Here is a 12,991-nt window from a genome sequence, read left to right as displayed (position 1 = left end):
ACGCGCGGTTCCACCCCGCGCCTTGACGCGGGGTGGTCCATCGCAGGGCGGCCGGAGCGTCAGTTCAGCCCGACGCCGACGGAGGCCTTGGCCACGCCCGCGTCGACGTTGACCTCGGCGGGCTTGTCCTGCTGGGCGAGGCTCACGTCGACCATGCGGCCCGACGCCTGCCGGCCCGCCTGCACGTCCACGACCGGGTCGCTGCTGCGCCCGTCGCTGCCGCGTCCCGCACCGACCCGGGCGACCGATGTGCCCTTCGCCGTCGCCTGCACATCGGCCGAGGTGCCGGTACCGCGCGTGGCCGACGCGCTCACCCCGGTGCTCCGGGTTCCGCCGCCGGTGTCTGCCCGGATGCCCGCGGACACGCCGCTCCCGGTCCGGGCCGCACCGACCGAGACGCGGGTACCCTGCCGCGACGACGCGGTTCCACCGGTATCGCGGGTACCGCCGCCCGCGCTCGCTTGGACGCTCGCGTTCGTCCGACCGCTTGCGTTCGTCTGGCCGCCCGCGGAAGCGCTCGCAGTGCTCCGACCGCCCGCGGAAAAGCCCCCGCCGGACCGATCGTCGGACCGATCCGCGGCGAAGGTGCGCTGCCGGTCGCGCGCCGCGTCGTTGGAGCCGCGCGCGGCCTGCGTCACGGACCCGCCGCCCTGACCGGTTCCGCGACGGTTGCCCCGCGCCGGGGCAAGTTGAAGGTAGGTCGCCATGCGCTGCGCCGCCTCGCGGTCGCCGATGTTGGACAGCAGCCCCACGCAGCGGGCATGCGCCTCGACGCGGATGAAGCCCGGTCCGAGTTGCAGCGCCTGGTGGCACGTCATTCGGGTGATCCTCTGGGCCGAGGCCGGCGTGGCTGCGGCCAGACCGCAGGACGCGGCGAGCGCGAGGGCCAGGGGGGAAGCGGTGATGGAGCGAATGGACAGTTTCATGTCGAGGTCTCCTTCCAATGCGATGGCCGTTTTGACCGTCGTCGATTGAACGCTACGCCCCGAACGATGCGCCGTATCGCGGAAACAGTTCGCGCTATTGTCCACCGAGCTTCGCTGACGCAGGAACTCATTACTCCGTAATTCGCACTTAATGAGCGAGACTACGTTTCGACGTCCGCGGGACAGTCGGAACGCCCATGTTATGAACGCGATACGGACGACGCCGATCGAACGTCCACTCCCGAATGCGAATTGCCTTACTCGCTCGCGGTCGCAGCAACCGCGATTCCGCAACAGCGCCTGATGATTTGCGGCAGAAGCCCTTTCCAAATGCGGATTGGCTAAATTTCCCGCCGGGGCCACTCAAGTAGTTAACAAATAGTTAATGGAATGGGGCGGACCTGCGACGGTTTGATCGCCATTTCGTGGCCGGCGAATCGCCGGCGGCAATTGGCGCGTCAGCGTCCGGCCAGCGATCCGAAGAAGGCGAGCGCGTCGTCGACCAACCGGGTCCGCGTCGCCTCAGTGTCCTCGAACATGCAGTGCCGCGCCTCCGCGTAGCGGACCTCCTCGCAGGCGGGCATCGCCGTGCAGAGCGCCGAGGCGGCCTCGGTGCGCACGACCCGGTCCGCGCCGGCGGTGGCCATCAGGATCGGCGCGCCGATCTCGTCCGCTCGCGTCTCGAGCACGGCCTGCCCCCGGTAGGTGGCCGCCACCCAGCGCGCCGAAGGTCCGCCCACGCGGAGCGCCGGCTCCAACGCGAACAGCGCCTCGCGCAGATGCGCACGCCCGGCGTCGCGGGCGCAGTCGGTGCCCTCGGCCAGCACGGCTGCGTCGTCGAACATCGCCGCGTCGTTCCACTGCCCGCGCCCCGGCGCGTAGGTGTCGCCGAGCCCGAGCGCCGTGAACGTCCGCCCGATGCCGCGCGCGACCGGCGCGGGAAACGGCGCGGTCTCGACCTCCACCATCGGCGCGACCAGCGCGTAGCCCAGCACCCCGGGCTGGTGATCGAGCGCCGCGCGCAGGGCGACGTGGCCGCCCATCGAGTTGGCCAACACCCCTACGGGGCCGTCGAGCGTGGCGAGGAAGGCGGCGAGGTCGGCGGCGTGGGTGGCGAAGTCGTCGACCCACCCCATCTCGGGGTCGGGTCCGAAGCGCGGCGAGCGCCCCTGCCCCCGCGGCGTGATCGCGGCCACGTTCCAGCCCGCCGCCTGCAGGCGTGACAGCTCCGCGCCGTACATGTCCACCGGCGCCGAGTAGCCCGGCACGAACGCGATCGTGCCCTTGGCCTCGCCCGCGGCCGGGGCGCGCCCGACCTCCAGCGCGACGCCGGGTTCGGGCTCGAAGGTCGCCCACGTCCAGCCCTCGGGCATCGGCGCGAGGTGCGCGTCGAGATAGGCCCGCGCCGCCTCGGCCTGCGCGTCCGAGACGGGCACTGGCGCGCCGGACGGCCCCTGCGAGACCCGCAGACCCAGCCAGACGCCGACGACCAGCGCGAGCACGAAGGCGAGCAGCGTCTTCACCGGCGGGTCCAGCCCCAGAGGCACAGCAGCTCCATCGCTACGTGGGCGCCCGCGATCGCGGTAGCGCCCGTCGTGTCGTAGGGCGGCGAGACCTCGACCACGTCGCCGCCCACGAGGTTGATGCCCGCGACGTCGCGCAGGATCGCCGCCGCCTGCCCGCTCGACAGCCCGCCCCAGACGGGCGTGCCGGTGCCCGGCGCGAAGGCCGGGTCGAGGCAGTCGATGTCGAAGGTCAGGTACACGGGCCGTTCGCCCACCCGCTCGCGGATGCGCCGCGCCACCGCGCCGGGCGCGGCCTCGTGCACCTCGCGGGCGCTCACCGTCTCCACGCCCAGCGTGTCCTCGTTCACCGTGCGGATGCCGACCTGGATGCTGGTCGCGGGGTCGATCACACCGGACTTCACCGCCTTGTAGAACATCGTGCCGTGGTCGATGCGCTCCATGTCGTCGTCGGGCCAGGTGTCGCTGTGCGCGTCGAACTGCACGAGGCTCAGGGGGCCGTGCACCTCGGCGTGGGCCTGCAGGATGGGGAACGAGCAGTAGTGGTCGCCCCCGAGCGCGATGCAGGCGGCGCCTTGCGCGAGGATACCGCGCACGTGGGCACGCAAGGCTCCGGGGAACTCCGCCACCCGCGCGTAGTCGAACCCGCAGTCACCGTAGTCGGCGATGGCGAGCTGCTCCAGCGGCGAGTAGCCGTCCCAGCCCCAGGGCGGATCGAAGGGCTGAAGCGCGGAGGCCTCGCGGATCGCGCGCGGGCCGAAGCGCGCGCCGGGGCGGTGCGTCACGGCGCCGTCGAAGGGCACCCCGGTGATCGCCACGTCGTAGCCCGCGAGGTCCTTCGCGTAGCGCCGCCGGAACATCGAGGTCGCGCCACCGAAGGCGTTCTCGAAGTCGAGGCCCCGCGCCGCGCCCGTGAACGCCCGGTCCACCTGGTCGCGCGCATCCTGAAGCAGTGCCATGTGCCGCCCTCCCCGCTTCCCCTCTAGCGGCGAGCGCGCGAGGGGTCGACACCCCTCGGGGGTGGGTTACTTGGGGTCCATGGATACGCTCCGCGACCGCTTCGTCCACGCCATGAGCCGCTGCGCCGCCAGCGTCAGCGTGGTCACCACCGACGGGCCGGCGGGGCGCGCCGGGATCACCGTGTCCGCCATGACCAGCGTCAGCGCCGACGGCGGCACGCCGACCATGCTGGTGTGCATCAACAAGGGCGCGTCCGTGGCGACCCCGATCCTCGGCAACGGTTGCTTCGCGATCAACGTGCTGGAGGCGCACCAGCAGGACGTCGCGGACCGCTTCGCGGGGCGCACGGAGGCGGCGGACCGCTTCGAGGGCGTGGCGTGGGACGCGCTGGAGACCGGCGCGCCGGTGCTGCGGGGGCTGGCGGGCTTCGACTGCACGCTCCAGTCGGCGGACCTCGTGGGGACGCATCATGTGATGATCGGGGCGGTGCGAGCGGTTCGCGTCACCGAGGACGGGACGCCGCTGATCTACGGGATGCGGGGGTATCTGCGGGCGGAGCGGGCGTAAGGGGGCTCTGCCCCCCGCGCTACGCGCGTCCCCCCGAGGTATTTCCGAAACGAAGACTCAAGGGCGATTAAGGGCGGCGCGCCATCCGATGGACAGGCGCGTTCCAAGTGGTAGGTCCGCCGGCGCCGGATCGACCACGCTTGCCGGATCGCGAGCGATGCGGCGGAGGGCAGCCTCCGCTTCGGGCAGCACGAGGAAGACCGGGCGCGCCTCCTTCGGCACGCGGGCTGCGCGGAACCGGCCGAGGGCTGCCAGCCCCTCCTCCGCCAGCGCGGCGGCGTGCTCGGCCGGGTCTCCGTGTGGCAGCGGATGACGGCCGCGCTTCACCAGCTCAGGCACGGCGAGCAGCAGGTTCGCCGCCCCCTGCGCCCGGCCTGCGTCGCGCGCGGCGGCCTCGTCCTCCGCGCCGGCGAGGCGGGCGGCGGTCCAGAGCAGCGTGCCGGCGGTGCGGTCCACGTGGGCGAGCAGTTCGGCCACGTCCGCAGGCGGCTCGGCGTCGAGGTCGCGCTCGCGCGCCGCCACCGCGTCGTCGAGGGCGCGCGCGCCCTTCGGGTCTAGCACGGCGGCGAGCGGCGTGACGACCTCGTGCCGCCGCACAGGCTTGCCCTCGGCGATCTCGCCAAGCGCGTCGCGCCACCACTGGAGGCGCATGAGCGCTATCAGCTGCTCCTTCGTGACCCAAGGTGCCCGGGCGACCTCGAGGTTGAACGCGTAGAGCGGCAGCAGCATCCGCCGCAGCGCCACGGGGGCGGCCATCGCGGCGCGGAAGCGCGGCGGGTCGCCCCGCGCCACCAGTGCGGCGCAGGCGGCGATGTCGGCGTCGAGGCTCACAGCGGGCGCACCACGCGCAGGGCATAGCCCACCCGGTCCCGCAGCCGGCGCCATGCGGCGATCTCGCGCCGCTCCGCCTCCACGGCCTGCCGGATCGCGGGCGCGGCGCAGCGGGCGAGCGCGTCGCACCGCTCCTCGATCCCGCCGTAGTAGGCTTCCCAGCCGGCATCCGAGACGCGGCTGCGCGCGACCACGCCCCAGCCGGCGGCGTGGATCGCCGCATCCAGCGACGCCTCGTCGTGGACGTCGGACTGCCAGAACGCGCGGGTCTCCCGGTCCGGGGTGCCGAAGGTGACGGGCTCCGAGAAGGCCACCGCACCGACGGGCCGCAGGGCGGCGCTCCAGCGGCCCAGAATGGCGGGAACGCCTACGAAGTAGGCCGCGCCCGCGCACCAGACGAGGTCGAACGGGCCGAGGTCCACGGGGTCGGGCAGCGCCTCGTCCGGCCCCACCAGCGTGCCTTGCGTGACCGTGACGCGCTCGTCGCGGCGATGGCGGCGGGCGGCCTCGCCCACGAAGGGCAGATGCCGGTCGAAGGCCGTCACGGTGCCGTCCGGCGCCGCGGCCCGCAGCGCGGCGATGTCCGCGCCCGGCCCGCAGGCCGCGTCGCAGAGGGCGGCGTTCCGTTGCACACCTGCGGCGGCGCAGACCCAGGCCACGTCCGCCTCGGTGCCCGGCCCCTCGCGGTGAAGGCCAGCGTGGATCGCCCAGAAGCCCCCGGTCATGCCGCCGTCTCCGCGCAGAGCTTCCATCGGATCGCGTCGAGCAGCGCCTCGAACGAGGCGTCCACGATGTTGGCCGACACGCCGACGGTGCTCCAGCGGCGGCCTGCGGCGTCCTCGTGGTCGATGATGACGCGGGTCACGGCCTCGGTGCCGCCTTGCATGATGCGGACCCGGAAATCGACCAGCGCCATGTCGGCGATCCGGTCCTGGAACCGCCCGAGATCCTTCAGCAGCGCCTTCGACAGCGCGTTGACGGGGCCGGCGTCCGCGCCCGCTTCCATGCTGTCGGACACGCTCATGCGCTTCTCGCCGTCGACCTTGACCACCACCACGGCCTCGGACAGCGAGATCGTCTCGTCGCGCTTGTTCTTCCGCCGCTCCACGGTGACGCGGTAGCGCTTGACCTCGAAGAAGTCGGGAAGCTGACCGAGCAGGCGGCGGGCCAGCATCTCGAACGAGGCCTGTGCGCCGTCGTAGGTGTAGCCGCGGTCCTCGCGCGCCTTCACCTCCTCGAGGATGCGGCGGAGCTGGGCGTCGGTGCCCTGGAGGCCGGCGGAGGCCAAGCGCTCGCGCAGGTTCGACAAGCCGGCCTGGTTGGACATCGGCACGATGCGGGCGTTGCCGACCGCCTCGGGGGGGACGTGCTCGTAGAGGGTCGGGTCTTTGGCGACGGCGCTGGCGTGGAGGCCGGCCTTGTGGGCGAAGGCCGAGGCACCGACGAAGGGGGCTTCGCGGCGGGGCACGCGGTTGAGGATGTCGTCGAGGCGGCGCGAGGCGCGCAGGAGGCCCTCCAGCGCGCCCTCGGGGACGCCGGTCTTGAACCGCGAGACCCAGGGTTCCTTGAGCGAAAGCAAGGGGATGAGGGTCGTGAGGTTGGCGTTGCCGCAGCGCTCGCCGAGGCCGTTCAGGGTGCCCTGGATCTGGCGCGCGCCGGCCTCCACGGCGGCCAGCGAGCCGGCCACGGCCTGTCCGGTGTCGTCGTGGCAGTGGATGCCCAAGGAGTCGCCCGGAATGCCCGCCGCCACCAGCTTCGCCACCGTGGCGCCGATGCGGGCGGGCATGGCACCTCCATTGGTGTCGCAGAGCGCGACCCAGCGGGCGCCGGCCTCCAGCGCGGCGCGGACGCAGGCCTCGGCGTAGGCGGGATCGGCGTCGAAGCCGTCGAAGAAATGCTCGGCGTCGAAGATCGCCTCGCGGCCCTGCGCGACCACGTGGGCGACCGACTCGCGGATGTTGTCGAGGTTCTCGTCGTTCGTGATTCCAAGGGCTTGCGCGACGTGCTTCACGTGGGTCTTGCCCACGAGGCAGACCGCCGGGGTGCCCGCGTTCAGGACCGCGGCGAGCACCTCGTCGTTCGCCGCCGAGCGGCCCGCGCGCTTGGTCATGCCGAAGGCGGTGAGGGTCGCGCGGAGCGCGGGCGCGGTCTCGAAGAACTCGGAGTCGGTGGGGTTCGCGCCGGGCCAGCCGCCCTCGATGTGGTCCACGCCGAGGGCGTCGAGGAGCCGGGCGATCTCGCGCTTCTCGTGGGCCGAGAACTGGACGCCCTGCGTCTGCTGGCCGTCGCGGAGGGTGGTGTCGAAGAGGTGGATGCGGGCGGTCATCGGGACGCTCCGGAGGGCCGATTTCGGGGGGTGCCCCGCGTACACCCCCCGTGCTCCCCCTGTGCATACCGGGAGACGCCGGGGCGAGGGGCCAGCTCCTCGCGCTCCCCGAGGTATTTACGGCCAGAGGAAGGGGGGGTCACGCGACGCCCTCGAGCTTGGCGGGGTCGAAGCCGGGGCCGGCTTCCCAGCCCTTGCCCTTGCCGTCGGTGACGACGACGCCCGCCGCGACCAACGCGTCGCGGAGCGCGTCTGCGCGGGTCCAGTCCTTCGCGGCGCGGGCCTCGGCGCGGGCGGCGAGCGCAGCCTCGACCAGCGCGGCATCGTCCCGGCCCGTCTCGGTCCAGCCGCCCAGCGCGGGGGTGAGCAGGCCGAGCAGCTCGGCGGACGCGCGCAAGGTGGCGCCGTCGCCGGCCTTGGCGATGCGGTGCAGCTCGGCGAGGGCCTGCGGCGCGTTGAGGTCGTCGCGCAGCGCGTCGAGCACGGCGGCGTCGGGGGTGCCGCCGGGGGACGAGAGCGCGCGCCACTTGCGCAGGATCGCCTCGGCCTCGCGGGCCTTCTCGTCGGTCCAGTCCATGGGCTTGGCGTAGTGGGTCTGGAGGAACACGAAGCGGATCACCTCGCCCGGAACGCCGCGATCGAGCAGGTCGCGCACGGTGAAGAAGTTGCCCAGGGACTTGGACATCTTGCGGCCCTCGACCAGCAGCATCTCGTTGTGGAGCCAGTGGCGCGCGAAGCCCGTGCCGGGGTCGGCGCAGCAGCTCTGGGCGATCTCGTTCTCGTGGTGCGGGAACAGCAGGTCGTTGCCGCCGCCGTGGATGTCGAACTCCGTGCCCAGCAGCGCCTTCGCCATGGCCGAGCACTCGATGTGCCAGCCGGGGCGGCCCCGGCCCCAAGGGGAGTCCCAGCCGGGCTCGTCGTCCGCGCTCGGCTTCCAGAGCACGAAGTCCATCGCGTCGCGCTTGTAGGGCGCGACCTCGACGCGGGCGCCGGCAATCATGTCGTCGGTGGAGCGACCCGAGAGCCTGCCGTAGTCCGAGTAGGTGGCGACGGCGAAGAGCACGTGGCCCTCGGCCTCGTAGGCGTGGCCGCGGGCGATCAGCTCGGCGATCATGGCGGTCATGCCGGCGACGTGATCGGTGGCGCGGGGCATGTGGGTGGGGCGCAGGTTTCCGAGCGCGTCCATGTCCTCGAGGTACCAGGCGGTGGTCTCGCGGGTGATGGAGTCGATGGGGCGGCCGGTCTCGCGGGCGCGGGCGATGATCTTGTCGTCCACGTCGGTGAAGTTGCGCACGTAGGTGACGGCGTCCGCCCCGTGGTCGTGGCGCAGGAGGCGGAACAGCACGTCGAAGACGATCACGTTGCGCGCGTTGCCGAGATGCGCGCGGTCGTAGACCGTGGGGCCGCAGAGATAGAGGCGCACGTTCCGGGGATCGAGCGGCGCGAAGGGCTCGATGCTGCGTGTGGCGGTGTTGCGCAGGCGCATGGGGCGGCTCCCGGGAGTGTGCGGACCTCGGGAGCGGACGCGGGCACCCGGGGCCCGCCGAGCGTGTCAGCGGGCGGCGGTGATGCGGATGATGCAGCGCCGGTCCATGGGCGCGGGCGGTATCATGGGGGGCGCACGGCGTCTAGGGATCGGTCCAGTGGACCGATCCAGCCGTGCGCGGGCGAAGCCCCGGGAGGCGTGGGTCGGCGATAGGGAGCAGCGGCGCGGCGCCCCGGAGCTGCTCCGGGGCCTCGGGGTGCGGTCGCCGCTGCCGCTGCGAACGGAGCGCTGGTCGATGGCCGAGGCCCCGGCGCAAGGCCGGGGCGCCGCGCGCGATCTGGACCGTCCCGCCCCCCGTGCTATGCCGCCCCCGACCCATACGGAGACGCGCCCATGACCTTCCGAGAGCTGCACCGCCCCGGCGATCCGTTCGTGCTCGCCAACGCCTGGGACGTCGGGTCGGCGCGGATGCTGGCGGCGATGGGGGCGAAGGCGATCGCGACGACCTCGTCCGGATACGCCTTCACGCGCGGGCTACCCGACGGGGGCCGCGTGGGTCGCGAGGAGGCGGTGGCCCATGCGGCGGACCTTGCGGCCCACGTGGGCGTGCCGGTCAGCGCCGACCTGGAGGACGGCTACGGGCCGGAGCCGGCGGACGCGGGCGACACGGTGGGCGTGGCCGTCCGCGCAGGGCTGGACGGGTGCTGCATCGAGGACGTGGACGGGACCGGCACGCCTTACGGCTTCGCCGCCGCGGTGGCGCGGATCGAGGCCGCCGTGTCCGAGGTGCGGGGCGACTTCGTGCTCTGTGCGCGGGCCGACGGGGTGATGCATGGGGCGTATGACCTCGACGAGGCGATCCGGCGGCTGAACGCCTTCCGCGAGGCGGGGGCCGAGGTGGTCTACACGCCGGCCTGCGGCGACGCGGAGGCGCTCGGCCGGGTGGTGCGCGAGACGGGGGCGCCGGTGAACGCGCTGGCCGTGGGGGCGCTGGCGGGGCTGTCGCTGCGCGACTTCGCGGAGGTGGGCGTGGCGCGGGTGTCCGTGGGCTCGGGGCTGGCGCGCACGGTGCATGCGGCGATCCGCGACGCGGGCGGCGCGATGCTGGGGGGTGATTTCTCGGGGCTGTGGGGGGCCTCGGGGGCCGAGATCGACGCGATGCTGGAGCGGGGCGCATGAACCACGACGACCTGAACGGATGGGCAAAGCGGGCCGCGGACTGGGTGCGCGACTACCACGCGGGGCTGCGGGACCGGCCCGTGCGCGCGCAGGTGGCGCCGGGCGCGTTGCTGGCCGCCCTGCCCTCCGAGGCGCCCGAGGCGGCCGAGCCGATGGAGCGGATCTTCGCGGACTTCGAGCGGCTGATCCCCGGCGCGACGACGCACTGGCAGCATCCGCGCTTCTTCGCCTACTTCCCGGCCAACGCCTCGCCCGCCTCGATGCTAGCCGAGCAGCTGGCGAACGGGATCGCGGCGAACGGGATGATCTGGCAGGGCTCGCCCGCGGCGACCGAGCTGGAGCTGGCGATGATGGGCTGGCTGCGCGGGGCGCTGGGGTTGCCAGAGGGCTTCGCCGGTACGATCCACGACACGGCCACCACGGCGACGCTGTCGGCGGTTCTGACGATGCGCGAGCGCGCCCTAGCGTGGCGCGGGCTGGAGGACGGGCTGGCGGGGGGGCCGGTGCTGCGGCTTTACGCCTCTGCCCAGTGCCATTCGAGCATCGACAAGGCCGCGCGGCTGGCGGGGATCGGGCAGCGAAACCTCGTGAAGGTCGCCGTCGCGGACGATCTGTCGATGGACCCGGAGGCGCTGGGTCGCGCGATCGCCGAGGACCGGGCGGCGGGGCACGTGCCGTGCGGCGTGATCTTCTGCGCGGGCGGCACCGGGGTCGGCGCGTTCGACCGGATCGCGGACTGCCTGCCGCACTGCGAGGGGCTGCCGACGCACGTGGATGCGGCGTGGGCGGGCTCGGCGATGGTGTGCCCGGAGTTCCGGGGGCTGTGGGCGGGTGCGGAGCGGTGCGACTCGATCGTGTTCAACCCGCACAAGTGGATGGGCGCGCAGTTCGACTGCTCGGTGCAGTTCCTGCGCGACCCGGCGGCGCAGGTGAACACGCTCGGGCTGCGACCCGAGTACCTGCGCACGCTCGAGGGCGAGGACGTCACGAACTTCAACGAGTGGACCGTACCGCTGGGCCGCCGGTTCCGGGCGCTGAAGCTGTGGTTCGTGCTGCGGGCCTACGGGCTGGAGGGCGTGCGCGCGAAGGTGCGCGATCACGTGGCGTGGTCGGAAGCGCTGTGCGAGCGGCTGCGGGGGATGCCGGGCGTGGAGATCACGTCGGAGCCGCGGCTGTCGCTGTTCTCGTTCGCGCTGGGGGACGACGCGGCGACGGAGGCGTTGCTGACGGCCGTGAACCGCGAGGGGCGGGTGTACCTGACCCAGACGCGCCACGCGGGGCGGTTCGTGATCCGGGTGAGCGTGGGATCGTGGGACTGCACCGAAGCGGACGTGATGGAGGTGGCCGAGGCGGTGGAGCGCCTGCGGTAAGGCCCTCCCCCTCATCTTGCCGGAAATACCTCGGGGTCCGGGGCAGAGCCCCGGTTCCGAACGTCGCCCACAGACACCCGTGTCGCAAACGAGCGAGACGGGCGACGAACGGCATCTCACCATCCCCCTCATGGACGCAGTCTCGATCCGCACGGACCGGACGATCGGCGCCCGCCGGGGGCGGGCGGCGCGGGGGCGCCCTCGGGGGATCTGAGCCCTCCCCCTGCCCCCTCGGAGCCTGCCCCCATGTCCAGCCGATCCGGCGGCCGCGCCGCCCGCCACCTCGCCCGCCGCTCCGCCCTGCCCGAGGCCGTGCGCCCCGTGCGCCCGGGGCTCGAAGGAGGCCGCTACGCCCCGCTCACGGACGAAGAGGTGGAGCGGGTCCACCGCACCGCGCTGCGCGCGCTCGCCGAGATCGGGCTGGCCGACGCCCCGCCCTCGGGCGTGGAGGCGATGACGGCGGCGGGGGCGGAGCTGGGCGCGGACGGACGGCTTCGGTTCCCGAACGCGCTGGTGGAGGACATGCTGGGACGCGCCGCGCGGGGCATCACGCTGCACGGGCGCGCGCCTGAGCACGATCTGCTGCTGGAGGGGGCGCGCGTCCACTACGGCACGGCGGGGGCCGCCGTCCACTACGTGGACATGGAGACCGGCACCTACCGCGAGTCTCGGCTGGCGGACCTCCATGAGGCGGCGCGGCTGGCCGAAGGGCTCGACAACATTCACTTCTTCCAGCGGGTGATGGTGGCGCGGGACATGCCGTGCAACCGCTCGCTCGACCTCAACACGATCCACGCCTGCGTCACGGGCACGCGCAAGCACGTCGGGACCAGCTTCGCGGAGCCCGAGAGCGTGAGGCCGGCGCTGGACTACCTCCATGCGGTCGCGGGCGGCGAGGCGGCGTGGCGGGAGCGGCCCTTCGTGTCGAACTCGAACTGCTTCGTGGTGCCGCCCATGAAGTTCGCCACCGAGAGCTGCGAGACCATGGAGGCGTGCATCCGGGGCGGCATGCCGGTGCTGCTGCTGTCGGCCGGCCAGGCCGGGGCCACGGCGCCGGCGCCGCTGGCGGGCGCGGTGATGCAGGCGGTGGCGGAGTGCCTGGCGGGCGTCGTCTACGTGAACAGCGTGGCGCCCGGGCATTCGGCGGTGTTCGGGACGTGGCCCTTCGTGTCGGACCTTCGGACCGGGGCGATGTCGGGCGGCTCGGGCGAGCAGGCGCTGCTGACGGCGGCCTGCGCTCAGATGAGCCGCTTCTACGGGCTGCCGGGGGGCGCGGCGGCGGGCATGGCGGACGCCAAGCTGCCCGACATGCAGGCCGGCTGGGAGCAGGGCATGTCGGACGTGCTGGCCGGGCTGGCCGGGCTGAACATGGTGTACGAGAGCGCGGGCATGCACGGCTCGCTGATGGGGTTCTGCCCGGAGAGCCTCGTGCTCGGCGACGACATGATCGGGGCGGCGCTGCGCTGCGTTCGGGGCGTGGAGGTCGACGACGACGCGCTGTCGCTGGAGACGATGCGCGGCGTCTGTCTCGGGGGGCCGGGGCACTACCTCGGGACCGATGCCACGCTGTCGGTGATGCAAAGCGAGTACGTGTATCCGCGGGTGGCGGACCGGAGTTCCCCCAAGGAGTGGGAGGAGCGGCAGCGGCCCGCGCTGGTGGCGGGCGCGCGGGCGCGGATGGACGCGATCCTGGCGGGGCCGAACCCGGCGGCGCTGGCGCCGGACGTGGAGCGGGTGGTGCGGGGGATGTTTCCGGAGTTGGTTTAGGTGCTTCGCTACGGGGCGGGTGCCCTCTTGGTGGGCTGGGGCCCCGGCTCGGGGGC

Annotated in this window: 11 protein-coding genes; 4 read left to right on the top strand and 7 right to left on the bottom strand. The window is 73.3% G+C overall.

The annotated features are described in order from the left end of the window. Nucleotides 1–59: 59 nt before the first annotated feature. The 3 genes from K3554_RS09875 to speB form a co-directional block, all read right to left on the bottom strand. Nucleotides 60–926, bottom strand: coding sequence for a hypothetical protein (locus K3554_RS09875; RefSeq protein WP_259939753.1), 867 nt, complete (start codon nucleotides 924–926; stop codon nucleotides 60–62). A 458-nt stretch (nucleotides 927–1,384) separates the two neighbouring features. Then, nucleotides 1,385–2,449, bottom strand: coding sequence for a lysophospholipase (locus K3554_RS09870; RefSeq protein ID WP_259939750.1), 1,065 nt, complete (start codon nucleotides 2,447–2,449; stop codon nucleotides 1,385–1,387). After that, nucleotides 2,446–3,408, bottom strand: coding sequence for an agmatinase (gene speB / locus K3554_RS09865; protein WP_259939747.1), 963 nt, complete (start codon nucleotides 3,406–3,408; stop codon nucleotides 2,446–2,448). Before speB ends, K3554_RS09870 begins: the two co-directional genes overlap by 4 nt. 79 nt (nucleotides 3,409–3,487) lie before the next feature. Here speB and K3554_RS09860 point away from each other — a divergent pair, with 79 nt between their 5' ends. Beyond that, nucleotides 3,488–3,976 carry a flavin reductase family protein gene (locus K3554_RS09860; RefSeq protein ID WP_259939744.1) on the top strand — a complete coding sequence of 163 codons (489 nt, stop codon included), beginning with the start codon at nucleotides 3,488–3,490 and terminating at the stop codon, nucleotides 3,974–3,976. A gap of 57 nt (nucleotides 3,977–4,033) precedes the next feature. Here the strand turns inward: K3554_RS09860 and K3554_RS09855 are convergent, their stop codons facing one another. The 4 genes from K3554_RS09855 to cysS all read right to left on the bottom strand — a co-directional run bounded on the left by K3554_RS09855 (nucleotide 4,034) and on the right by cysS (nucleotide 8,619). Then, entirely contained in the window at nucleotides 4,034–4,807 is a 774-nt protein-coding gene (locus K3554_RS09855) for a squalene/phytoene synthase family protein (protein WP_259939741.1), read from the bottom strand. Then, nucleotides 4,804–5,532 carry a class I SAM-dependent methyltransferase gene (locus K3554_RS09850; protein WP_259939738.1) on the bottom strand — a complete coding sequence of 243 codons (729 nt, stop codon included), beginning with the start codon at nucleotides 5,530–5,532 and terminating at the stop codon, nucleotides 4,804–4,806. The genes K3554_RS09855 and K3554_RS09850 overlap by 4 nt, the downstream gene beginning before the upstream one ends. After that, nucleotides 5,529–7,133, bottom strand: coding sequence for a citramalate synthase (gene cimA, locus K3554_RS09845; RefSeq protein WP_259939734.1), 1,605 nt, complete (start codon nucleotides 7,131–7,133; stop codon nucleotides 5,529–5,531). The genes K3554_RS09850 and cimA overlap by 4 nt, the downstream gene beginning before the upstream one ends. A gap of 139 nt (nucleotides 7,134–7,272) precedes the next feature. After that, nucleotides 7,273–8,619 carry a cysteine--tRNA ligase gene (cysS, locus tag K3554_RS09840; protein WP_259939730.1) on the bottom strand — a complete coding sequence of 449 codons (1,347 nt, stop codon included), beginning with the start codon at nucleotides 8,617–8,619 and terminating at the stop codon, nucleotides 7,273–7,275. Nucleotides 8,620–9,012: 393 nt separating this feature from the next. On the opposite strand from cysS, the gene K3554_RS09835 reads away from it, so the two are divergent. The 3 genes from K3554_RS09835 (at nucleotide 9,013) to K3554_RS09825 (ending at nucleotide 12,935) form a co-directional block, all read left to right on the top strand. Next, the gene (locus K3554_RS09835) at nucleotides 9,013–9,798 is read left to right on the top strand and encodes an isocitrate lyase/phosphoenolpyruvate mutase family protein (protein WP_259939728.1); all 786 of its coding nucleotides are present in this window, start codon (nucleotides 9,013–9,015) and stop codon (nucleotides 9,796–9,798) included. Further along, a complete protein-coding gene (locus tag K3554_RS09830; protein WP_259939727.1) occupies nucleotides 9,795–11,168 on the top strand; it encodes a pyridoxal-dependent decarboxylase in 1,374 nt (457 codons plus the stop codon). The genes K3554_RS09835 and K3554_RS09830 overlap by 4 nt, the downstream gene beginning before the upstream one ends. Before the next feature lie 246 nt (nucleotides 11,169–11,414). After that, the gene (locus K3554_RS09825) at nucleotides 11,415–12,935 is read left to right on the top strand and encodes a trimethylamine methyltransferase family protein (protein ID WP_259939725.1); all 1,521 of its coding nucleotides are present in this window, start codon (nucleotides 11,415–11,417) and stop codon (nucleotides 12,933–12,935) included. Nucleotides 12,936–12,991 lie beyond the last annotated feature (56 nt).

It is taken from the genome of Jannaschia sp. W003, assembly GCF_025144335.1.
Classification (GTDB): domain Bacteria; phylum Pseudomonadota; class Alphaproteobacteria; order Rhodobacterales; family Rhodobacteraceae; genus Jannaschia.
The sequence above is the reverse complement of the archived record's forward strand: the minus strand, read 5'-3'. Positions and strand labels throughout refer to the sequence as shown.

Bases quoted from the DNA above. Each gene is read 5' to 3' on its own strand.
- K3554_RS09860 (WP_259939744.1), top strand. From the start codon at position 3,488: ATGGATACGCTCCGCGACCGCTTCGTCCACGCCATGAGCCGCTGCGCC.
- K3554_RS09830 (WP_259939727.1), top strand. From the start codon at position 9,795: ATGAACCACGACGACCTGAACGGATGGGCAAAGCGGGCCGCGGACTGG.
- speB (WP_259939747.1), bottom strand. From the start codon at position 3,408: ATGGCACTGCTTCAGGATGCGCGCGACCAGGTGGACCGGGCGTTCACG.
- K3554_RS09850 (WP_259939738.1), bottom strand. From the start codon at position 5,532: ATGACCGGGGGCTTCTGGGCGATCCACGCTGGCCTTCACCGCGAGGGG.
- K3554_RS09875 (WP_259939753.1), bottom strand. From the start codon at position 926: ATGAAACTGTCCATTCGCTCCATCACCGCTTCCCCCCTGGCCCTCGCG.
- K3554_RS09825 (WP_259939725.1), top strand. From the start codon at position 11,415: ATGTCCAGCCGATCCGGCGGCCGCGCCGCCCGCCACCTCGCCCGCCGC.
- K3554_RS09835 (WP_259939728.1), top strand. From the start codon at position 9,013: ATGACCTTCCGAGAGCTGCACCGCCCCGGCGATCCGTTCGTGCTCGCC.
- cimA (WP_259939734.1), bottom strand. From the start codon at position 7,133: ATGACCGCCCGCATCCACCTCTTCGACACCACCCTCCGCGACGGCCAG.
- cysS (WP_259939730.1), bottom strand. From the start codon at position 8,619: ATGCGCCTGCGCAACACCGCCACACGCAGCATCGAGCCCTTCGCGCCG.